The 22,479-nt window shown below is 60.0% G+C and carries 15 protein-coding genes; 9 read left to right on the top strand and 6 right to left on the bottom strand.

Annotated elements, in window-relative coordinates:
• Positions 1-57 precede the first annotated feature (57 nt).
• The 3 genes from recC to recD are packed head-to-tail and all read left to right on the top strand — an operon-like array spanning position 58 to position 9,297.
• Positions 58-3,540 (top strand): exodeoxyribonuclease V subunit gamma, encoded by a 3,483-nt coding sequence (gene recC / locus INT39_RS21670; RefSeq protein ID WP_193076046.1) that lies wholly within the window; start codon positions 58-60, stop codon positions 3,538-3,540.
• Positions 3,537-7,232: an exodeoxyribonuclease V subunit beta gene (gene recB / locus INT39_RS21665; protein ID WP_193076045.1), complete on the top strand. Its 3,696-nt coding sequence runs from the start codon at positions 3,537-3,539 to the stop codon at positions 7,230-7,232. Before recC ends, recB begins: the two co-directional genes overlap by 4 nt.
• On the top strand, positions 7,222-9,297 hold the full coding sequence (gene recD, locus INT39_RS21660; protein ID WP_193076044.1) for an exodeoxyribonuclease V subunit alpha: 2,076 nt from the start codon (positions 7,222-7,224) through the stop codon (positions 9,295-9,297). The genes recB and recD overlap by 11 nt, the downstream gene beginning before the upstream one ends.
• 15 nt (positions 9,298-9,312) lie before the next feature.
• Here the strand turns inward: recD and INT39_RS21655 are convergent, their stop codons facing one another.
• Positions 9,313-10,002 carry a gamma-glutamyl-gamma-aminobutyrate hydrolase family protein gene (locus INT39_RS21655; protein WP_193076043.1) on the bottom strand — a complete coding sequence of 230 codons (690 nt, stop codon included), beginning with the start codon at positions 10,000-10,002 and terminating at the stop codon, positions 9,313-9,315.
• A complete protein-coding gene (locus INT39_RS21650; RefSeq protein WP_193076042.1) occupies positions 9,984-10,985 on the bottom strand; it encodes an amidoligase family protein in 1,002 nt (333 codons plus the stop codon). Before INT39_RS21650 ends, INT39_RS21655 begins: the two co-directional genes overlap by 19 nt.
• A gap of 429 nt (positions 10,986-11,414) precedes the next feature.
• Here INT39_RS21650 and INT39_RS21645 point away from each other — a divergent pair, with 429 nt between their 5' ends.
• The 3 genes from INT39_RS21645 to INT39_RS21635 all read left to right on the top strand — a co-directional run bounded on the left by INT39_RS21645 (position 11,415) and on the right by INT39_RS21635 (position 14,358).
• Complete coding sequence (locus INT39_RS21645) at positions 11,415-11,612, top strand: hypothetical protein (protein ID WP_193076041.1); 198 nt, start codon at positions 11,415-11,417, stop codon at positions 11,610-11,612.
• Positions 11,613-11,788: 176 nt separating this feature from the next.
• A complete protein-coding gene (locus INT39_RS21640; protein ID WP_193076040.1) occupies positions 11,789-12,502 on the top strand; it encodes a TetR family transcriptional regulator in 714 nt (237 codons plus the stop codon).
• A gap of 188 nt (positions 12,503-12,690) precedes the next feature.
• Positions 12,691-14,358 carry a BCCT family transporter gene (locus INT39_RS21635; RefSeq protein WP_193076039.1) on the top strand — a complete coding sequence of 556 codons (1,668 nt, stop codon included), beginning with the start codon at positions 12,691-12,693 and terminating at the stop codon, positions 14,356-14,358.
• Between the two features lie 4 nt (positions 14,359-14,362).
• Here INT39_RS21635 and INT39_RS21630 read toward each other — a convergent pair whose 3' ends face one another.
• Together INT39_RS21630 and INT39_RS21625 are read right to left on the bottom strand one after the other, a co-directional pair.
• Positions 14,363-15,079 (bottom strand): 3'-5' exonuclease, encoded by a 717-nt coding sequence (locus INT39_RS21630; RefSeq protein ID WP_193076038.1) that lies wholly within the window; start codon positions 15,077-15,079, stop codon positions 14,363-14,365.
• Positions 15,076-16,962 (bottom strand): DUF294 nucleotidyltransferase-like domain-containing protein, encoded by a 1,887-nt coding sequence (locus INT39_RS21625; RefSeq protein WP_193076037.1) that lies wholly within the window; start codon positions 16,960-16,962, stop codon positions 15,076-15,078. Before INT39_RS21625 ends, INT39_RS21630 begins: the two co-directional genes overlap by 4 nt.
• Positions 16,963-17,118: 156 nt before the next feature.
• On the opposite strand from INT39_RS21625, the gene INT39_RS21620 reads away from it, so the two are divergent.
• Complete coding sequence (locus INT39_RS21620; protein ID WP_193076036.1) at positions 17,119-18,057, top strand: AEC family transporter; 939 nt, start codon at positions 17,119-17,121, stop codon at positions 18,055-18,057.
• A 26-nt stretch (positions 18,058-18,083) separates the two neighbouring features.
• Here INT39_RS21620 and INT39_RS21615 read toward each other — a convergent pair whose 3' ends face one another.
• Positions 18,084-19,367: a PQQ-dependent sugar dehydrogenase gene (locus INT39_RS21615; protein WP_193076035.1), complete on the bottom strand. Its 1,284-nt coding sequence runs from the start codon at positions 19,365-19,367 to the stop codon at positions 18,084-18,086.
• A 186-nt stretch (positions 19,368-19,553) separates the two neighbouring features.
• On the opposite strand from INT39_RS21615, the gene INT39_RS21610 reads away from it, so the two are divergent.
• Positions 19,554-20,441 carry a neutral zinc metallopeptidase gene (locus INT39_RS21610; RefSeq protein ID WP_193076034.1) on the top strand — a complete coding sequence of 296 codons (888 nt, stop codon included), beginning with the start codon at positions 19,554-19,556 and terminating at the stop codon, positions 20,439-20,441.
• A gap of 353 nt (positions 20,442-20,794) precedes the next feature.
• Here the strand turns inward: INT39_RS21610 and INT39_RS21605 are convergent, their stop codons facing one another.
• Entirely contained in the window at positions 20,795-21,472 is a 678-nt protein-coding gene (locus INT39_RS21605) for a hypothetical protein (protein WP_193076033.1), read from the bottom strand.
• A 159-nt stretch (positions 21,473-21,631) separates the two neighbouring features.
• Here INT39_RS21605 and INT39_RS21600 point away from each other — a divergent pair.
• The coding region (locus INT39_RS21600) for a hypothetical protein (RefSeq protein WP_193076032.1) at positions 21,632-22,479 on the top strand (848 nt) is incomplete at its 3' end.

The following is a 22,479-nucleotide window of genomic DNA, read 5'->3' as shown; positions in this document are numbered from 1 at the left end:
TCTGCATGAAGGGCCGGTGTAGATCGCCGGCCGCCTCATCGCTGCACAGGAGCTGGCATGTCGGACGCCGAATCACTCGTACCGGGTTTCATGATCATCCATGGCAATCGCCTGGAAAGCCTGCGCCAGCTGGTGGTGAACTGGGTGGCCAGATATCCGCTGGGACCGTTGGAAAACGATGTGGTGCTGGTGCAGAGCAATGGCATCGCCCAATGGCTCAAGCAGGCCCTGGCCGCGGATGTGACCGACGACGAAACCAGTGGCTGCGGGATTGCTGCTGCCTTTGATGTGAAACTGCCGGCTCGCTTTCTATGGGATGCCTATCGTGGCGTGCTGGGAGCGGACACCGTGCCGGCCAGCTCGCCGCTGGACAAGGCTCCCCTGACCTGGAGGCTGATGCGCCTGTTGCCGGCGGTGGTGCATGAGCCGGTGTTCGAGCCGCTGCAGCGCTTTCTGGCCGATGATCAGGATTGTCGCAAGCGCTATCAGCTGGCCGAACGGCTGGCTGACCTGTTCGACCAATATCAGGTATACCGCGCCGACTGGCTGGGCGACTGGGCTGCCGGTCACGACCAGGTTCGCCATGCCCGCGAAGGGATAAAGCCTCTGGAGGCAGCTGACTGCTGGCAGCCTGCGTTATGGCGAGCGCTGTTGCAGGACGTTGGCGAGGCCCGCTTGGCGGACAGCCGGGCGGGTATCCATCCGCGCTTTGTCAGCCAGCTGGCCGAACTGAGTGAGCGTCCCGCTGGATTGCCGCGTCGGGTCATCGTATTTGGCATCTCGTCGCTGCCGGCACAGACACTGGAGGCGCTGGCGGCCATCGGCCGATTCAGTCAGGTGCTGCTCTGCGTGCTCAATCCCTGCCAGCACCACTGGGGCAATATCGTCGGCGATCAGGACCTGCTGCGTCATCAGTATCAACGTCAGCAACGCCGCCCCGGCAGCCCGCTGGAGCTGGACGAGAATATCCTCCACCAGCACGCTCATCCGCTATTGGCGGCGTGGGGCAAGCAGGGCCGCGACTATATCAACCTGCTCGACAGCCACGATGAGCGCGCCAGTTATGAGCAGCAGTTTCAGGCCATCAATGGTGGGCGTATCGACTTGTTCGATGAGCCGGATACGGCGTACCTGCTGGGCCAGCTGCAGTCGGATATCCTTGACCTGCGCCCGCTGGCCGAGACCCGCGAACAATGGCCGCCGGTAGTGGCGCAGGACCAATCCATCTGCTTTCAGCTGGCCCATAGCGCCCAGCGCGAGGTCGAGATCCTGCATGATCAGTTGCTCGCCTGGTTCAATGCTGATCCGAGTCTGAAGCCGCGCGACATCATCGTCATGGTGCCGGACGTCAACGCCTATGCGCCCTCGGTGCAGGCGGTGTTCGGCCAATATACGCCGGATGACCGGCGCTACATTCCCTTCACGCTGGCCGACCAGGGCCAGCGTGGTATCGAGCCGCTGCTGATCGCACTGGAGTCACTGCTGCGCCTGCCGGACAGCCGGCTGCCGGTGAGCGAGGTACTCAGCCTGCTGGATGTGCCCGCCTTGCGCGCGCGCTTCGGTATTCAGGAAAGTGAACTGCCCACGCTGCGGCGCTGGATAGAAGGTGCCGGCATCCGCTGGGGTATGGATGCCGAGAGTCGCGCCGCGTTGGGCTTACCGGACGGGCTGGAAGCCAACACCTGGCGCTTCGGCCTGCGGCGCATGTTGCTCGGTTATGCAGTAGGTGCGGGCGATCCCTATGCCGGTATCGAACCCTACGATGAAATCGGTGGGCTGGATGCCGCGCTGATCGGCCCTCTGGTGGCGCTGCTGGAAGCGCTGGACCAAGCCTGCGCTCGGCTGGCCGAGCCAGCACCGGCCGTCACCTGGGGCGTGCGTATGCGCTCACTGCTGGAAGACTTTCTGCTGCCGGCCAGCGAGCGCGATGAGCGTTTATTGGGGCAGCTGGATGAAGCCATGGATCAGTGGCTGGAGCTGTGCGCCGGGGTCGAACTCAACGATGATCTGCCGCTCAATGTGGTGCGTGAGGCCTGGCTGTCCGGCGTAGAGCAGAGTCAGCTGGGGCAGCGCTTTCTCGCTGGTGCAGTGAATGTCTGTACCTTGATGCCGATGCGGGCTATCCCGTTCCGACGCATTTGCCTGCTGGGCATGAATGACGGTGATTACCCACGGGCCCAGCCGCCGCTGGATTTCGACCTGATGGCCCGTGATTACCGCCCCGGTGACCGCTCGCGTCGGGAAGATGATCGCTACCTGTTGCTTGAAGCCCTGCTGTCGGCACGTGAGCGTCTGTATATCAGTTGGGTAGGGCGCAGTATTCGCGATAACAGTGAGCGCCCGGCCTCGGTACTGGTTGGTCAGTTGCGTGATCACCTGGCCAGCGGTTGGCGCGCCGAGAGTGATGAGGCGCTGCTGGCGATGCTGACCCTGGAGCATCCTCTGCAACCCTTCAGCAAGGACTACTTCCAGGGTGATGAGGCGCTGTTCAGCTATGCTCACGAATGGCTGCCCATGCACGGGGTGCAAGGCGTTGGCACAATCGCCGCGCGCTTGCCCGACCTGTTGCCCGAGGCGCCGATTGAGGTGGAACAGCTGCAGCGCTTCCTGCGCAATCCAGCCGTGCACTTCTTCACTGGCCGGCTCAAGGTGTTTCTGGATGAGCGCAACGACAGCCTCGACGACCATGAACCCTTCGCCCTGGATGCCCTGCAGAACCATCAGCTGAGCGAAACCCTGTTGCAGGCTTGTCTGCCGCTGCCGGCAGAACAGGATGTGGATGACGCGCTGACCCATCTGGCTTCGCGCTTGCAGGGCCAGGGTCGTTTCCCGCTGGCCGGTTTCGGCGAGCTGGCCCGCAGCCAGCTGATTCTGCCGCTGGGCGAGCAGATGCGCCGATTTCAGGCGGTGGCGGCCGAATGGCCGGAGATTATCGATAACCCGCTGGCGCTGGAGGCGGGGCAGCATCAAGTGCAGCTGGCCAGCTGGTTGAGCGGTGTCCGCAAGGCGCCGGGCAGCGAGGCACTGGCGCGGATCAATCTGGTGCCGGGCAAGCGCTTGGGCAAGAAGAAATCCCTGCGCTGGCGCCAACTGATGGCCGATTGGGTGATTCATGTGCTGGCTTCGGCCAGCGGCCATAATCTGCAGTCCTGGGTTGTGGCCGGCGATGCCACCCTGCATTTCAAGCCCTTGCCTCCACCGCAGGCGCAGAATCTGTTGGAAGTCTGGTTGGCGGCCTGGCTGGAAGGATTGAGCCGGCCGCTGCCCTGTGCTCCGGACACCGCCTTTGCCTGGCTGGACACTCTCAGTAACGGTGAGGAGAAAGCAGCGCAGGCGGCGCAGGCGGCCTACGAAGGCGGTTTCAAACTGACCGGTGAGGTTGAGCGCAGTGCCGCCCTGCGCCGGCAATACCCCGATTTCGCCAGCCTGAGCGCTTCGGATGAGTTTGCCGAGCTGAGTCAGCAGTTGTACGCGCCGCTGACCGACGCCTACCGTGACCAGTTGCTGACCCTGGTTGACGTTACCGGAGAGGATGCATGAGCACTCATAACCAGCCCTTGGCGCTGCGCTTTCCGCTGCGTGGCAGCCGGCTTATCGAGGCCAGCGCCGGGACCGGCAAGACCTTCACCATTTCCGCTCTGTACCTGCGTCTGGTCCTGGGGCATGGCAACGACGAGACCCGTTTCAGTCGTGAGCTGTTGCCCCCGGAGATTCTCGTGGTCACCTTCACTGATGCCGCCACACGCGAACTGCGTGACCGCATCCGCGCACGGTTGGTGGAAGCAGCCCAGGCTTTTCGTGGCGAGCTGCCCAGGCCCGATCCGATTCTGCTGGCGCTGTTGGCGGACTATCCCGAGCAGAGCCATGCTGGATGTGCTCGCCGGCTGGACATTGCTGCCCAGTGGATGGACCAGGCCGCCGTATCGACCATTCACAGCTGGTGCCAGCGCATGTTGCGCGAGCATGCCTTCGATAGCGGCAGCCTGTTTGCGCAGCAACTGGAAACCGATCACAGCGACCTGTTGGCGGATGTGGGGCGTGATTACTGGCGCGAGCAATGTTACAGCCTGCAGGGCCCGGCGCTGCACTGGGTGGTGGAGAAGTGGCAGCAGCCGGATAACCTGATCGCACGGGTCAGAGTGCTGTTTCAGGAGCCCCTGAACGACACCGGGCAGGGACTGCAGCACATCATCGAGCCCGCTCTGGAGCAGTGCACTCAGCGTCTGGCTGAATTGAAGCAACCCTGGCTGAGCTGGGCCGACGAGCTGGAGCAGCTGCTGGACAGGGCGTTTGAAGCAGGGCAGGTCAACAAGCAGAAGATTCACAGCCGCTATTACCGCAACTGGTTTGCAGCCCTGCGCGACTGGGCTGCGGACGAGGCGCTGGCAGAGTTGAAGCTGCCGGATGCCGCCTGGAATCGCCTGAGCCACGATGGACTGGCAGAGGGCTGGAAATCCGGTGAGCTGCCGAGTCACCCCGCACTGGATGCGCTCGGCCAATTGCGTGAGGCGCTGAATAACCTGCCTGATCCGGGGCAGTCGGCCTTGCGGCATGCGGCATGCTGGATTCGCCAGCGTTTCGAACAGGAAAAACGTCGGCGCGCGGAGATGGGTTTCGATGACATGCTGGAGCGGCTCGACGCGGCGCTACAGGGCGTGAATGGCGAGCGCCTGGCCGAGGTCATCCGCCGCCAGTTTCCGGTGGCCATGATCGACGAGTTCCAGGATACCGACCCCCTGCAGTACCGTATCTATGACCGTATCTATCGGGTCGAGGCCAATGACCCCGAGCATGGCCTGTTTCTTATCGGCGACCCCAAACAGGCGATCTACGCCTTCCGCGGCGCGGATATCTTCACCTACCTCAAGGCCCGCGAAGCCACCGCCGGACGGCATGACAATCTGGATACCAACTACCGCTCCAGCCAGCCCATGGTCGACGCGGTCAATCATGTTTTCCAGCTGGCGGAGCAACGTCCTGATGGGCACGGCGCCTTTCTGTTTGCCCGTGACGGCGACAATCCGCTGCCGTTCATTGCGGTGGGTGCGCAGGGCCGGGCGGAGCAGTGGATGGTCAATCGACAGCCACCAGCAGCGCTGACCGCCTGGCATCTGGTGGGTGATAAACCGCTGTCCGGTGATGCCTATCGGACAGCGATGGCGGCGCGCTGCGCCAGTGAAATGGTGCGCTTGCTCAATCTTGGGCAGCGCGGTGAAGCGGGCTTTCTGCATCCCGAAAAGGGCCTGCAGCCGGTTTGCCCGGCGGATATGGCGGTGCTGGTACGGAATTTCCGTGAGGCCCAGGCGATCCGCGACGAACTGGCCAAGCGCGGTGTGCGCAGCGTCTATCTGTCGGACAAGGACTCGGTGTTTGCCAGTGCCGAAGCTGCCGATATTCTGCGCTGGCTGCGCGCTTGCGCTGAACCGGATAACGACCGGCTACTGCGTGCGGCGCTGGCCAGCCCGACGCTGAATCTGGATTGGCAGGTACTGGATGCCCTGAATCAGGACGAGCGTATCTGGGAGCACCGGGTGTTCCAGTTCCGCGATTATCGGCGCATCTGGCTGCGCCAGGGCGTACTGCCGATGTTGCACCGCCTGTTGCACGACTTCGGTCTGCCGGCGCAGTTGTTGGCCGGCAGCGATGGCGAACGGCGTCTGACCAATCTGCTGCATCTGGCTGAACTATTGCAGCAAAGCGCTCGCGAGCTGGATGGTGAGCAGGCGCTGATCCGGCATTTCGAAGAGCTGGTGATCAGCCCCGGAGACAATACCCAGGATGAACAGGTGCTGCGCCTGGAAAGTGATGCGGCGCTGGTCAAGGTGGTCACCATCCACAAGTCCAAGGGGCTGGAATATCCGCTGGTGTTCCTGCCGTTCATCTGCAATGCCCGCATGACCCAGGGCGATCAGCCACTGGCGATCCATGGCGATGGCGGTACCCAGGTGGTGCTGCAGCCGACCGAGGAAGACCTGCAGCGCGCTGATGCCGAGCGGCTGGCCGAGGACATGCGGCTGCTGTATGTCGCGCTGACCCGGGCGCGCCACGCTTGCTGGCTGGGCATGGCCGATCTCAAATACGGCAACAAGGCATCATCGGTGCTGCACCGTTCCGCGATCGGGCAGCTGCTCGGCGGTGGCCAGTCACTGTCAGCTTCCGCCGATCTGGCGGCCTGGCTGGGGCAGTGGGATGCCGAGGGGATAGCGCTGCTGTCGGCGCCGGAGATCGACGATAACCACTACGCGCAACCCCAGATTGAGGGCCAGCAGCTGCAGGCGCGCGAAGCCAAACGTCGCGCCGCCGAGCATTGGTGGATTGCTTCCTACAGCGCCCTGCGACCGAGTGAGACGGCAATACCGCGCACGCGCAGCGATGATGCTTCACCGGATAGCCCAGCGGCGCAAAAGGCCGCCGATGATGACCGCCGGGCAGTATTTCAGCCGCTGCGTCCGGGCGAGACGCCGACCATCCACCGTTTCCCCCGCGGCCCCAACCCCGGCACCTTTCTGCACGGTCTGCTGGAGCTGGCGGGAAACGAGGGCTTTACCAGCCTGGCGTCTGCCGAGGCCTGCGCTCAGTGGCTCAGGCCGCGCTGTATGCGCCGGGGCCTGAGCGAATGGGTCATGCCTTTGAGCGAGTGGCTGAGCAGCCTGATCAAGCGTCCGCTGCCGCTGGGTGCAGATCACCCGTCGTTCAGTCTGATGCAGTTGCGGCGTGATCAATACCAGCCGGAGATGGAGTTCCTGTTCGCGGCCAGCCGGGTGGATGTCAGTGCGTTGGATCAGCTGGTGCAGGCGGCCATCGTGCCCGGAGTGCCGCGTCCCGAGTTGCCGGCGGAGCGCTTGAACGGCCTGTTCAAGGGCTATATGGATCTGGTGCTGGAGCAGGGCGGGCGTTATTACGTGGTTGATTACAAATCCAACTGGCTGGGTGCCGATGCCAGTGCCTATACAACGCAAGCCATGCAGGCGGCGGTACTGGATCATCGTTACGACCTGCAGTACGTATTCTATGTGCTGGCACTGCATCGTCAGTTGCGCGCGCGCCTGCCTGGCTACGATTACGATCGGCATGTCGGCGGGGCGCTGTACTGGTTCATTCGCGGCAGTGAAGCGGAGAACGCGGGGATATGGCATGACAAGCCCCCGCGTGAACTGATCGAGGCACTGGATCGTCTGTTTGCCGGGGCGGCAGCGGACGGTGATGCCGAGGAGATGGAACATGAGCGTTGAACAGCTGGACCTGCTGGCGCAGCTGTCGGCCGGTCAACCGGAGCCAGCGCCGGATGCCGACGTGCTGCACCAACTGGAGCAATGGGTCGAAGTCGGCTGGCTGCGTGCACTGGACAGGGCGCTGGCAGTATTTCTACTGGATCTGGCACCGAACAGTGATCCGCTGGTGCTGTTGGCAGCGGCATTGGCCAGCCATCAGCTGGGACATGGGCATGTCTGTCTGGATCTGGAGGCCACCTTGCAGGCGCCCGATCTGAGCTTGTCATTACCGCCGGAAGGGCAGGAAGCCGGGCGCGATATCCGGTTGCCCTCGCAACTGCTCAAGGGCGTGACGCTTGATGCCTGGCGCCAGGCACTGGCCGCCAGTGTAATGGTCGACCGGCAACCCGAGGGCGAGCAGGCTGAGCGTCCGCTGGTCTTGCATGGTCAGCGGCTGTATCTGCGCCGTTATTGGCATTACGAGCGGCAAGTGATGGCGGCGCTAGGACGACGGCTGCAGGCGCGACCGGCTTTGCCTGCCGGCTTGTCGCAGGGACTGGAGCGACTGTTTGCCGATAGCCGGCAGCAGCCGGACTGGCAGAAGCTCGCCTGCGCCCTGGCTGCCCGCGGGGCCTTCAGCATCATCACCGGCGGCCCCGGTACCGGCAAGACCACGACGGTGGTGCGCTTGCTGGCGCTGCTGCAGGAGCCGGCGGTGGTTGCCGGAAACCCGCTGCGCATCCGGCTGGCAGCGCCCACCGGCAAAGCGGCTGCGCGGCTGACCGAATCCATTGGTCGACAGGTGGGCAGTCTGCAGGTTAGCGCAGCGGTGCGTGAACACATTCCCACCCAGGTCACTACCCTGCATCGCCTGCTGGGCAGTCGGCCGGACACCCGGCACTTCCGTCATCATGCGGGTAATCCGTTGGCGCTGGACATGCTGGTGGTGGACGAGGCGTCGATGATCGACCTGGAAATGATGGCCAACCTGCTGGCTGCATTACCTGCCCATGCGCGCCTGGTCCTGCTGGGAGACAAGGATCAGCTGGCCTCGGTGGAAGCCGGTGCGGTATTGGGTGACCTGTGCCGTGATGCCGAGGCGGGCCGTTACAGTGAGCAAACCCGGCACTGGCTGGAGCAAGTCGGCGGTCAGTCCATTGCCGCGGCCGGACTGCAGCCTGGCGACGAGCGTCAGCATCCGCTGGCGCAGCAGACGGTAATGCTGCGTCATTCCCATCGTTTTGGCGCGGACAGCGGCATTGGCGAGCTGGCGCGCAGCGTCAACCATGCTGATCCACAGGCGGCGCGGAAGGCGTTGGGACAGCGACAATATCGAGATTTGCATCAGCATATGGCATCCGGGCTGGACGACACCAAACTGGCGTCTCTGGTGCTCGGCAGTGGCGTGGCCGAGGCATCGCTGCCGGGCTATGGTGACTATCTGCAGCTGCTGGCACAGCAACGTCCGGTAGCCGAGCTGCCTGCCGAAGATCCGGCCTGGGAGGAGTGGGCGGGCAATGTTCTCGAGGCGTTCGACCGTTTTCAAGTGTTATGCGCGGTGCGCAAGGGGTCATGGGGTGTCGAGTCGCTGAACCGGCATCTCGCCGAACTGATGCACCGGCGCGGATTGTTGCCCGCGGCGCAGGGTTGGTACGAAGGCCGTCCGGTGCTGGTCACTCGTAACGATTACGGACTGGGGCTGATGAACGGTGATATCGGCATTGCCTTGATGATCCGCGAGCGGCCACTGCACGCCGGCGAGCCGGAGCGCATGGTGCTGAGGGTGGCCTTTCCGCGCAACGACGGCAGCGGGCGCTTGCGCTTCGTGCTGCCCAGCCGGCTTACTGAAGTGGAAACCGTATTTGCCATGACGGTGCACAAATCTCAGGGCTCGGAGTTTGCCCACGCCATGCTGGTGTTGCCGGAGGCGCGCAGCCCGCTGTTGACCAAGGAGCTGGTGTACACCGCGATCACCCGAGCCAGTCGAGACTTTACCTTGCTGGAAACCCGCGCCGGTGTGTTCGAAGCAGCAGTGGCGCAGCCGGTGCGGCGCCTGAGTGGGCTGGATCTGACGGTGTCGGACTGAGCGGGTAGTGTTTGTTCAGGAGTGCCTTTTTGAAGCCTTGATCAACGCCTGAAACAGACGGCGCTGGCGGCGTACCAGCAGCAGAAACTCCGGATGCCATTGCACACCGATCAGAAAGGGATGGTCTGGGTCTTCGATGGCTTGGATGATGCCGTCGAGGTCGCGCCCACTGACCTGCAGTTGTTGGCCGAGCTGGTTGATGGCCTGGTTATGCAAGCTGTTGATCTGCGCTCGCTCGGTACCGAGCAGATCCGCCAGTCGGCTGCCGGGTACGATATCCAGGGTTTTAAGCGGAAGAACGGTACGGCGGTTGGAGGTTCTGCGGCGCTGGGAACGCAGCTCCTGATACAGATTGCCACCGCGCCGTGCATTAAGCAGCTGGGCGCCTCGGCAGATGCCGAGCAGAGGCAGCCGGTGCGCCAGAGCATCATCTATGATGGCCGCTTCCAGCGCGTCACGCTCGGGATCATATTGGGGTACCACTTCCGGTTCGGCGGTGTATAACACCGGGTCGATATCGTGCCCGCCGGTGATGACCACGCCATCATACCGGTGCTGCTGCCAGGGGTCGGCAGGGCGCAATTGCAAGGGTTTGCCGCCATACCAGTGAATGGCGCACGCAACCAGAAAGCGTGGTCCGAAGGCGCCTCGTTGTGGGCCGGTTACTGCAATGATCGGCTGTTCGTTCACTCCTCGTTCAGCCATTGACGCTCCACTTGTGCTTTCCAGCTATCCAACAAACGCCCCAGACCCTGATCGAGATGCTGTCCATAGGCTCTGCAGCAGGCATTCAGGCGCTCGCTGTTGACCGCCAGGGACTCGACCTGCAACCAGTCATTCCAGGCGCCGCCGATGCCCCAGCCAGGTTGGTCGACCAGGCTGTTCGGCAGTCGGTAGTGCAGTGCCGGTCGCGCCTTGATCAGCGGATCTGTGGTGGTCGCCTGCACTTGCTGTTCACTCAGGTGCTTGAACAGGGGTAGCATATCCAGTGCGCGATTGCGGGTCGGATTGGCCTGCAGGTAATCGGCAATCAGCCGGGTCTGGTCGGGCCAGTAATGCGGGTCGATCACCTGCCTGATATAGGCCGGCGGAAACGGCTCGGCAAAAGCCGTCAGGCGTCGTGTCAGGTTGACTCTGGCGCGCTGGGCAAGCCAGTCGTACAGACAGAGAAAGGCCTTGAGATAGCGGGTGATGGTATCGGTCTGCAGGTCCGGCAGGTCGGGATTGAACTGCATGCCGAAGGCGCTGATAACGCTGCCGGATGTGCCCTGGGCGCCGGCTATCCGCAGCAGTGCGATGAGGTCGTCGAATTCGCCCAGTCGGGACATGGGCAGCGGCGGGCTGACCAGTTCCAGCGGGACGACATCAGTGGTGACCCATTTGAGGAGGTCTTCCACTGAGGTGCGCAGCTCGTCACCCAGATCGTTTTCCAGGCGCTGCTCGCGACCCATCTCGCGCAGGAGGGCAAAATCCAGTTCGATTCGCCAGTCGCCGGCGGGGTCACCCAGCAGCTTGCGTTCATAGCGGCTGACCGTCTGGCTGTGCAATTTCAAGTAACGACTGCAGATGGCGGTCAGGCGGTCAATATCCAGCCCGCTCATTTCCAGCTCCATACCGACACGGCGCATCACTCCTGTATCGGTATGGATGCGTGCCGGCAGCGTCAGTACAGGGGAGGGTGTTGTCATAACAACAGGTACTTGAATAAAACCGTATTGGGTATTGGCATCGGCGCATCCGGGGTGGTCTCAGATAAGGTTTGGCGTGATAGAATCGGTTCGCTCCGTTCCGACTGTTTCGCCCGGAACATCATCCGGTCGGATCGTCCGCTGTCTCCTTGGCAGTTTCTCAGAAACCACCGCGATCGGTGACAGCCACACTGTCAGTTTTCATTTGTCGCTTTTAACGGAGCCAAAGGGATAATTCCCGGTCAGAGTAATCTGACATCTGCGCCCATAACGCCTGTGCGCTGTCGATCGGCGTGCTCGTGCGGTGTCGGCTCAGGCCTGAACAAGTATCTAACTGTATGAACTCAAGGCTAGTCGTTGATATAGGCATCGTCCATCCGATGCCATCCGACAACAACCGAGTTTTATCTAATTTTCGGTAGGTTAATTATGAGCAAGAATGCTGCGTTCCGTGAAATCGAACGCAAACTGGCTGAAAACCTGGCGCAACTGGATGCCAGGAAAAGAACCGAACATCTACGCGAAGAACGTGCATTCGGTGATGAGCTCAAGGCTCTGATGAAAAGCTATCGGCTGTCCGTGCCGGATGTGCTGGCCATTCTCCATTCCGCGCCCGAAGCACACTGAACACGCTGTTTGCTCCTTCGGCTTAGTTGCCCAGCCGTCTTCAGGATGGCAAAAACCATGGCGAGAATCACCATCTTGCAATGGTGTTCGGTGTTGTCTGCTGTAGTCATGAGCTCTGTTCCGTTATTGTTGTCGCTTGGCAGGACTTCAGGCATCGGCAGGAGATTACGGACGATATGGCAACTACTGAGCAGACACAGGTCCATTCCCCAGGCAAGCAGGCATTGCTGGACGCCGCTTTGCGTCTGGCTGCCGACGGGCGCAGTATCAGCAGTCTGGGATTGCGCGAATTGGCCCGGGAAGCTGAACTGAACCCCAACACCTTCTATCGTCACTTCCGCAATATGGACGCCCTCGGGCTGACGTTGCTGCGCGGGATCGTTGCGCAGCTGCGTACTCCCATCCGCACATTGCGCCATGACGCCGCCGCGCGTGCCGAACAGCAGTTGCGCCAGCAGAACCCGGCGATCGATCAAGTTGAACTGGAGTTGAAGCGCGGGCGCCTGGTCTGTGCAGAAACGGTGCGGCTATTTCTCGACTACACCCTGGAAAATGCCGATGCCGTGGTGGTGGCGATGCGCGAGATGCATGGACCGTCCGAGGTGTTGCGCAAGGAAGTGCGCAGCATGATGAACCTGTTTTCCATTGACCAGGCGGAGGATATCGTCGAGTTGAAGCTGGTGTCGGAACAGCTGGCGCCGCCGCAGGTGCGCCACATAGCCGAGATGGTCAGTGTCAACCTGTTCTTCCAGTCGCTGGAATATATCGCCCAGCCACAGCGCCGGGATCAGGTCCGTCAACTGGCTGAAGAGCAGATCATGATGTTGTTTACTGGCGCCGCCTTTCTCCAGGCGGTGGGGGCGTTGCGCTTGCCGGACACAGTCGATTGAAACCTTGCTCGATTTCTATCCAGCGCCCCATTGGGATATCATGCGCAGCTTTTCCGGCAACCTTTCACGCAAACGACTAAGGTTACATCTGAGTCAGCGTATCCGTGCCTTCGGGCATCTGCGGCAAACCTGGTTTGCCGCTCCCCCTTCAGTGTGCTGCTGAATACTGACATGCAAGGAGTAATTCCATGGGAACCCAGCCCACGAATGAGAATCTGCCGCAAGTGCCGACCACCAGTGCGGATGGTATTCCGCCGCCGTCCGGTGAAACCAATCTGATCGACACTGATTATGTCGTTGGCCAGGACAACTTTTCCGGGCAGGTGAGCATCAACCTGGATATCCATAGCAAGGTGTTCCTGATCTCGGCGGGTACCATTCTGCTATTCGTATTATTAACCCTCGCATTGCAGGATCAAGCAGAGGCTGTGTTCAGTAGTTTGCGTGGCTGGGTGACCGGCAAGATGGACTGGTTCTTCCTCGGCGCAGCGAACATCTTTGTAGTGTTGTGTTTGGCGTTGATTGTTTCGCCACTGGGGAAAGTGCGTATCGGAGGTAAGGAGGCGACGCCGGATTACACGTATTTCGGCTGGTTCTCGATGCTGTTTGCGGCCGGCATGGGCATCGGACTGATGTTCTACGGGGTGGCTGAACCCATGGGGCATTTCACTGCAGCCTACGATGGCATCGCAGTGGGAGCGGATGGCGTACGGACCGACTGGGCGCCCCTTGGCGGCGCTGCCGGAAATGCTGAAGAGGCGATGCGCCTGGGCATGGCCGCGACCATTTTCCATTGGGGACTGCACCCCTGGGCCATCTACGCGATCGTTGCCCTGTCGCTGGCGATTTTTTCCTACAACAAGGGATTGCCGCTGAGTGTGCGCTCGATTTTATATCCGCTGCTGGGCGAGAGAATCTGGGGCTGGCCAGGACATGTTGTGGATATTCTCGCCGTTTTCGCAATCATGTTCGGTCTGGTGACGTCCCTGGGTATCGGCGCGCAGCAAGCAAGCGCCGGTATGGAGCATCTGTTTAATCTTCCAACCACCAACCTGACTATGGTGTTGTTGATTATTGCCATCACCGCAGTGGCATTGTGGTCTGTTGTCGCTGGGGTAGAGAAGGGCGTACAGCAATTATCCAAAATCAACCTGATGCTGGCGCTGTTGCTGCTGGGGTTTGTGATCGTGGTAGGACCGACGCTGGCTATTTTCAAAGGTTTGTTCAGCAATCTGGGAGCCTATGTCAGCTATCTGCCAGCGTTGGCCAACCCGGTTGGCCGCGAGGATGTCAACTTCGTCCAGGGCTGGACGGCCTTTTACTGGGCCTGGTGGATCAGCTGGTCGCCCTTTGTAGGCATGTTCATCGCCCGCGTCAGCCGAGGCAGGACAGTGCGGGAGTTTCTTGTCTCGGTGCTGCTGGTGCCCTCCCTGGTATCGGTGCTGTGGATGACCTCCTTTGGCGGTGGAGCAATTAATCAGGTAATTGTTGATGGTTTCACTGGTGTGCAGGACGCGGCTCTCGAGTTGCAATTGTTTACCATGCTCGGTCAGTTGCCGCTATCGGCGATTTCCTCCTTTATCGGCATAGTCCTGGTCATCATGTTTTTCATCACATCGTCGGACTCCGGCTCGCTGGTGATCGATACTGTTACTGCTGGTGGCAAGGTTAATGCCCCAGTGGGGCAGCGGATATTCTGGGCTATTATTGAAGGCGCGCTGGCCATAGCATTGCTGCTTGGTGGTGGTCTGGTGGCCTTGCAGGCGATGGCGGTATCAACCGGCCTGCCATTCACCCTGGTGCTGCTGGCTGGGTGCGTGGCGGTGGTTAAAGGACTGATGAGCGAGCCGCGCTAGCGGCTCAACCCCAGAAGTCGCCCAGGCGCTGTTGCGGCGAGAAATGCGTCGCCACCTGCGCCTGGAATAATTCGGCGGTGCCCAGCGCATCGGTCAGCGCGTGATGCGCCTGATACGCCGGTAGGCCATAACGACGGCGGCTATCGGCCAGGCGAATGGAAATAGGTTGCTGACCGAGAAAGCGCGAAAACCAGCCAGATTTGCGTTGCGGGTACAGATTGGCTTCGATCTGCATGGTGTCGATCATGGGAAAGAGCAGGCCCTCGCCGAGGGCATGTCTGACTGCCTCGTCAATGAAAGTCCGCTCTATGTTCCGGTAGTGTGCGACCACCACCTTGCCGGCCAGCTGCTGCAGCAAGGGCTCGATGATCGCCTTAAAACGCGGCGCCTGGTAGATATCGGAGTGAGTAAGGTGATGGAAAGTCACCGACTCCGGAATCAGATCGCCGTAAGGACGAACCACATGATACCAAGCCTGGTCGCTGCGTATGCGTTGCAGGGTGAAGGGAATCATCCCGATGCTGACGATTGCGTGGCGTTGCGCGTCCAGCCCGGTTGTCTCGATATCCACGGCAACAAACTCAGCCTGAGACAGTGGCATGTCGGCAGTGGGCCACGCTGATCGATGGAAGCGGGCAAGGGCTGGATGCCGACTCCCTTCGGCGCAGCTGGCCATGTATTGCGCCCAGTTGCCCTGGGGCGGAGCCGCCGGCTTGCTCATGACGGGCGGCCCGGTGTGCTGAGCGGGTAGCGAAAACGCAGAAATTTCTGCGCGTTGTTGAGAATCTGGAAGGCATCCTTCAATCCATGGCGTTCCGCCACTGAGACGTTTTCCGGCTCGATATAATTATTCGGCTCACGACCCTCCTGGATATCCAGCGCCTGATGACGAATCCGCGCCAGTGATAGAAACTCCAGTGCATAGCGCAACCGTTCCAGGGATTCGCGGGGCATCAGACGGGTCTTGGCTATGTCATCCAGCCGATCGTGTGAGCTTTGTGCACTGGAACCAATCGCCAGAGCATGCACGCGTATCAGATCGGTCAGTGGGGCGGTACCGCGGCGCTTGATATTGATGATGTTCTTCTGCTGGCCATCCTGCTCCATGACAAAGGTACGGAAAAAGCCCAGCGGGGGCGTGCGGTTGAGAGAGTTACGTGCCATCAGCGCCAGAAAGTGCGGGTTGCGGCTGGCTTTGGCCGCGATCAGTTCACGTAATTGCTCGACGAAGTCGGATTGGCCACTGACAGACTCCAGGTCGAAGAAGATATTGCTGTTGAGCAAGGCGCGCGGATTCGGCCGTTCTATCCATTCACTGAAATAGCGCTTCCACACCGATAACGGCTGACGCCAGCGTTTATTGGTGGCCATGATATCGCCCTTGCAGTAGGTGTAGCCGCAGGCTGCCAGGCCATCACTGACAAAAGTCGCCAGACGCTGGAAGTAGTCATCGTGTTTGGCCGGGTCAAAGCGGTCATCCAGAACCAGGGCGTTGTCCTGATCGGTGACAATCAGCTGCTCATCCCGTGCCATCGAGCCCACCACCATGAAGCTGTAAGGCACCGGTGGCGGACCCAGTTCCCGTTCCGCCAGATCCACCAATCGCTGAATGAAGTTGCGGCCAATACTGGACAGGGCGCTACCGACCATGCGTGCACTGGCATCGTCCTCGACCATGCGCACAAAGGTTGCGCGTACGTCTGGCAGCAGGTTTTGCAGGTCGCTGACGGATTGCCGGTTGAACATGTCGTTAACCAGATACAAGCTGCTCTGGGACTGGTAGCGGATTACATCGGCGAGATTGATCAGCCCCACCGGGCGACGCCGGTTGAGGATGGGCAGATGATGAATGTTATGCCGCAGCATGCACAGAATGGCTTCAAAAACCGAGGCGTTGGCCTGCAGCATAACCGGGTCGGCGGACATGATGTGGTGCAGCGGCGTTTCCGGGGGCAGTGCCTCGGACACCACCCTGGTACGGAAATCCCGATCAGTGATGATGCCGACCACCCGCTGCAGTTCTGGTTGTTCAGCATTGGGCTCGGTGATCAGCAGTGCGGAGACGCTTTGTTCGGTCATCACGGCTGCTGCCCGCTGGATGCTGGATTGAGCGTCCAGCATCACCGGGGCACGACCGATCAGCTTGTTCACCTTGACCTTGATCAGTTCGCTGGCACGGCCCTGAGACTGCGCTGCTGAACGTAGCCGGCCTGAACCTTCGGTGTCCATGAAGTCAGCAAACTGGTCATGCTGTTCGCACAGTTGATTGAACTGCTCGCCGGGAATGAAATAGATAAGGGTATCTTCCAGCGCGCTGGCCGGGAAACGCACTCGTCCGCCCCGTCGCAGGCTGGCCTGGCCGAAAATATCACCCTCACCCAAACGGTTGAACAGTTCACCGTCGCGCCGATAGATTTCAACCGCGCCGCTGCGGATGTAATGTAGCTCGGTGATCTCCTGGCCGAATTCCAGAATCGGCGCCCCGGCTTTGTAATAGCGCACTTGTACCTGACTGGCCGTCTCGTCCAGTGTCTCTTCGGGTAGCTCATCGAAGGGGGCGAAACGACTCAGGTGGTCGCGTATCTCGATCAGTTCAACTTGCATGTCAGCATCCTTGGTCAACCTTGGAGCACAGTGTAATACCTGTGGCGCATACGTGCCCAAGGGCCGGTCGCTGGCAACGGCGGGCTGACGCAAAATTGGCGCGCGCGCGGAAGAGCCCTTAAGCTGCGTGCTTTCTTCTGCAAAATGGATCAAGAGATGTTGTCTGTCCTGGCGGTGACGCTGCCGGTATTTGCCATGATCTTCGCCGGTTGGGGAGTGCGCCGGGCTGGTCTGCTGGGCCCCCACGCAGCGGGCGAGCTCAATCGTTTCGTCATCTATCTCGCGTTGCCGGCGTTGCTGTTCGAGGTGGTCGCCAATGCCGACTGGCAGGAGCTATGGCAGCCCGGCTTCGTGGCGGCTTTCGGTCTGGGTGTGGCTATCGTCTTTGTCCTGGCCGTCATGCTGCAACTGCTGCGCCGCAGGACATTGGCCGACGCTGTGGTGGGGGGATTGAATGCCGCCTACGCCAATACCGGCTTTCTGGGCATTCCGTTATTGCTGGCCGTGCTGGGGCGCGAATCGATGATTCCCGCACTCATTGCCACCATCATCACCGTCTGCATCCTGTTCGCTGTGGCCATAGTGCTTATCGAGATTGCCCTGCAACGGGGAGAAATACAACGCCGGCAGATGCTGGGCAAGGTGGCGCTGCAGTTGTTGCGCAACCCATTGCTGATTGCACCGGTATTGGGCGCCCTGGTACTACTGCTCGGCGTGCAGTTGCCGCCGGCAGTGGACAGCTTCTTCAAGCTGCTGGGTAACGCGGCATCGCCCTGTGCGCTGGTGGCGCTGGGGTTGTTTCTGGCGGAGGGCAGGACGCATGAGAGGAAGATGATCGGTGCGGTGGTGCTGCTGGTTGCGCTCAAACTGATTCTGCAGCCGCTGCTCACCTGGTGGTTGGCGGCGCAGGTGTTCGGGCTGTCTGCATTGCTGGTGAAGAGTGCCGTGCTGCTGGCTGCGCTGCCTACCGGTACCGGCCCCTTCATGGCCGCGCAACTATATCAGCGAGAGCCTGCCCTGACCTCGAACGTCATACTGGTATCCACGGTGATATCGCTGTTGACGATTTCATGCGTCCTCCAGATGCTCGCTTAGCCAGGACAGGATGTCCCACGGTCCTGCTATTGCTCCTGTGGCGTCAGTTTCAACAGTGCTCCCTTGCCTTCGCGGGTGCCGTCTTCCAGCAGCCAGATGGCACCATCCGGCCCTTGCTCGACCTCGCGGATGCGTTTCTGCATATCGAACCGCTCGGCTTCCCGGGCGTCGTCGCCATCAAACGCCACGCGTACCAGTGACAACGAGGACATACCGCCGATGAAACCGCTGCCTTGCCAATTCGGGAACAGCTCACCGTCATAGATGATGAAGCCCGCTGGCGAGATTACCGGCGTCCAGGTAACGACCGGGGCATTGAATTCGGGGCGGGTGTCATGATCGGGAATGGGCTTGTCGTCGTAGTGATTGCCATTGGAGACCAACGGGTAACCGTAATTGGCTCCTTTTTCGATCAGGTTGAGCTCATCACCGTCCTTTGGGCCCATCTCATGCGCCCAGAGTTTGCCATCGCCGTCGAATGCCATTCCCAGAATATTACGGTGCCCCAGGGACCAGACCTGCGCGGCTATCTCGCCCTGATCTGCGAAGGGATTGCCTTCCGGTACGCTGCCATCGTCATTCAGTCGAACGATCTTGCCCAGATTGGTATTCATGTCCTGCGCCGGGTCGAATTCCTTGCGCTCACTGGAGCTGATCCACAGCAGGCCGTCGTTATCGAAGGCGATGCGATAGCCGAAATGGCCATCCCCGCTCTTCTTCGGGCTCTGCCGCCAGATCACTTCCAGGTCCTCCAGAGCGCCATCTCCATTTTCATCCAGTGCCAGACGAGCACGGGCGACGGCAGCGCCCAATCCATCATCGTCAGCTTCCACAAAGCTTATATAAAGCATTTGGTTGCTATCGAACTCCGGGTGCAGCACCACGTCGCCCAGACCACCCTGGGCCACATGTTCTACGTCCGGCACGCCACTGATGGTGCCGATACTGTCGGCATCGAGGTCATACAGTCGCAGTGTGCCGGCCATTTCGGTTACCAAAAGTCGACCGTCAGGGAGGAAGGTCATGGCCCAGGGAGAGTCGAATCGGGTCACTTCGCTCACGCTGAAAGGTAATGCATCGGTGCCTGGGTCTGCGGTCGGCTGCCCGGCTGCGGCCTGCTCGGCAGCTGCCTCTTCCGCATCGCTGCCAACGTCGGCAGTGGACTCGCCCGGACCGGGCGCAATGGCTTCAGCCTCGGTAGTTGCTGGTGCCGGAGTGCTGGCCTGGTTGCCAGAGTCTGCCGAGTTGTCGCAACCAGCCAGCAAGCCGAGGGTGGCGAGAAAGATCAACGAATGCCTGAAAGGGACCATGACTGCTCCTGTGCCCGTTGGGGGGATCCATCATTACGCAGAGATAACTGCAGATTGATTACGTCGATAACCACTATAGAACGCCGCTCGCGTTTGGCAACTTGGTCATTGGCGCGGTGCGTTGTGGTCATTCCGGGCCTGATCTATGCTGCATCTCAACAAATGAAGCACCATCCGGAGTACAACATGGATTGGCGGGGCAGGCGGAAAAGCAGCAATATCGAAGACAGACGTGGAGAGCCGATGCGGGCCGGGGCGGGTGGTGGCTTGCTGTTGCTCATGCGCATAGTGCCATGGCTGTTACGCAGTCGCGGCGGGCGAGTGGTACTGGCGGTAGGGGTGGTGGCTTTTTTCGGTGCGCGGATGATGGGTATCGATCTGCTGCAGCTGGGTGGCCCGGCTCCTCAGCAGACCGCCAGCTTGTCGGCGGAAGAGCAGCAATTGGCCGAGTTCGTTTCTGTGGTGCTGGCTGATACCGAGCAGACGTGGCAGACGATCTTCAGCGAGTCCGGTAACCGTTACGAAGAACCGACCTTAGTGTTATTCAGTCAGCGAGTTGCCTCCGCTTGTGGCTCGGCCAGCGCGGCTGTCGGCCCGTTCTACTGCCCGGCGGATCGCAAGGTGTATCTCGACCTGAGCTTCTTCCGCGACCTGGACCGCCAACTCGGCGCGCCGGGTGATTTTGCCCAGGCCTATGTGGTCGCTCACGAAGTGGGACACCATATTCAGACCCTGCTGGGCATCAGTCAGAAAGTGCGTGTCACCGGCCAAGGCAAGTCACCGGCGGTAGTCAATGCTCTCTCGGTACGTCAGGAACTGCAAGCCGATTGTCTGGCCGGTGTCTGGGGGCATGCTGCGCACAATTACAGCCAATTGCTGGAGCCGGGTGACCTGGAGGAAGCCTTGCAGGCGGCCGCTGCCATCGGTGATGATCGCCTGCAAGGGCGCAGCGGCGGCGAAGTGGTACCGGACAGTTTCACCCACGGCACCTCGGCTCAGCGGGTGGAGTGGTTTCGGCGCGGTTTTGACAGTGGAGATATGGGGCAGTGTGATACGTTTTCGGCGCAAATGTGAGCTTGGCATCTAGTCAGGTGCGGTCCTATATCACACAGGCCGAAAGCTCGACCCTGGAGCTGTCGCCGTTATCCAGGCCTGCCGCGAGCAACTGGCAGGCTGCAAACGCGTCAAGGCGGTGGAATGGGTCACTGCGCCGCGATATGCCGTCCAGCAGGCAAAGAAAAGCCCCTGCTGTTGCCAGCAGGGGCTTCGTATTTGGGGCCGGCGTAATCTGAACCAAGCGTGTAACTAACTGATATTAAAAGAATGTTTTCGGTTCAAGTTTTCCTTGGTACGCTTTTTGGTGTACTAAATAGTAAAAGCTTGATGGTGTACCCCATGTTGGGCAATTTCTTTTCTGCTCTTCTCGATCAGTCCGGAAGTGGACGAGGTAGCACGAGAGCGCCGATTTCGGCTCGGCGGCCACTTTCCTTTATCAGTTCCTCTACACGCTTTCCTGAGAGCGCTTCGATAAGTTGAGTTTCGCCATCGTATGGCGGCTTGCACTCGCCCATAGACTCCTCCCACATTACCAGCTGTCTCACTTGAAGAAGCAGCGTGTTTTTAAGTTCGTTGATTTGCTCCTCCTGTATTGCAGCTCGGAGTTCGTATCGGAGTTGCTCGTGTTCCTGCTTTCTCTTGATATCTTTTAGCTTTTCTTGGTGCTTCTGCTCAAGCTTTCTCAGGGCTTTAGATGCTTCACTGACAAGGTCGGTTACGATTTCTGCCGGACGCATACCGTGTATAGAGGCCAGTTTAGAGAGAGCTGTCCAGGTGGCATCAGGCAGACTGAACGAGCGCTGCTTTCTACCAGTGGAGGTATGCCTCGCTCTAAATTGTCGCACGCTACTGTGTAGCCTTGAAAGTAACTTGGAGTCCGTACGATCCACGGCTTCGAGGACGGCCAAGCCCCACTTTTGGGGATCCTCCCTGTCGATACTTTCTATCGCGTGTTTTATCACCCTCCAGGCTTCGTCACTCGCGTGTCTCTGAAGGTAATTTTTTGCAAACTCCAACTCCTGCGGGTCCCGGATCCACTGGTACGGCATCCTCACTCCCTTTCCTCGCAAATGGTTTTACGTAAGTCCGCTTGAGGTCTAACCGCTCATGCGTACAAAACTAGCTGTGATCGTAACGTGACTATATTGTGACTGTAACGGATAATATACTGATAGGCTATCTACATTTAGAATTAGTGGGATGCTGATATGATTAAACAAATACTATTTTTAGATAATAAACGAGTTGATGCCAAAGCGAAGCTGGTTCTGCTTGCGTTTGCGGTACGTTACCAGCGGGGTGAGACTCCGCTAATCAAGGTTGAAGATCTTGCAGCTGAGCTTAAGCACCCGGCTCATATGGTGGCCAAGGCAATGCAAGATCTGGTTGGCTGCAATCTGATCGGTGAAAAATATTCTGTTGAGGGACTAGGGCGGCCTACTCGAAGGTTTCGTTTACTGTTGGGGGAGGACGAGGCGATGACTGCGTCGGTCTACCGCGACGGTATGGAACCAGCAGCTGCCCTCAATCTAATTAAAAAAGGGAGAGTCAGGCGACCCACAAGGAACAAGAAAGAAGAGCTAGAAGTCGCTGCGCTTGAAGAGACTCCGGAGGAGAGAGGCATAAGGCGCAGACGTGAAGGGCGAGTCAGCTACTTGGATGCGTCTGATATATTACTGCTTGTAGCTTTGTTGGTGCTGGCGAGCGATCGAGGCGTTGTTCAGGGAGTTGGGCTTACCCAGTTAGCTTCCATCTGCGGGGTTAGTAGTGTCGCGTTACAGGGCAGACTTAAAAAGCTGGTCCAAGCAGGGGTGGTACGACAGCTCGTACCTGGTATAGCTAGCCCACTTTTCTCAAAAAAACTGAAAACTGTTGTAATCCTGAACTTGACTCATGAAATGCTTGGTTGGAGTCAGCCTAACCAGGGGCAGGTGATTATTCACAAGTATAACCATCGAATGGAGGGTGAGTTTGCGCTGGTAAGTGGTCTGTGTATAGATGTGCGTATTCCGGCGAGCGTGACCGGTCATTCCGGGCATCGTGACCGGTTTGCACA

The organism is Pseudomonas sp. FME51 (genome assembly GCF_014897305.1).
This window is presented reverse-complemented; position numbering and strand designations above follow the sequence as displayed.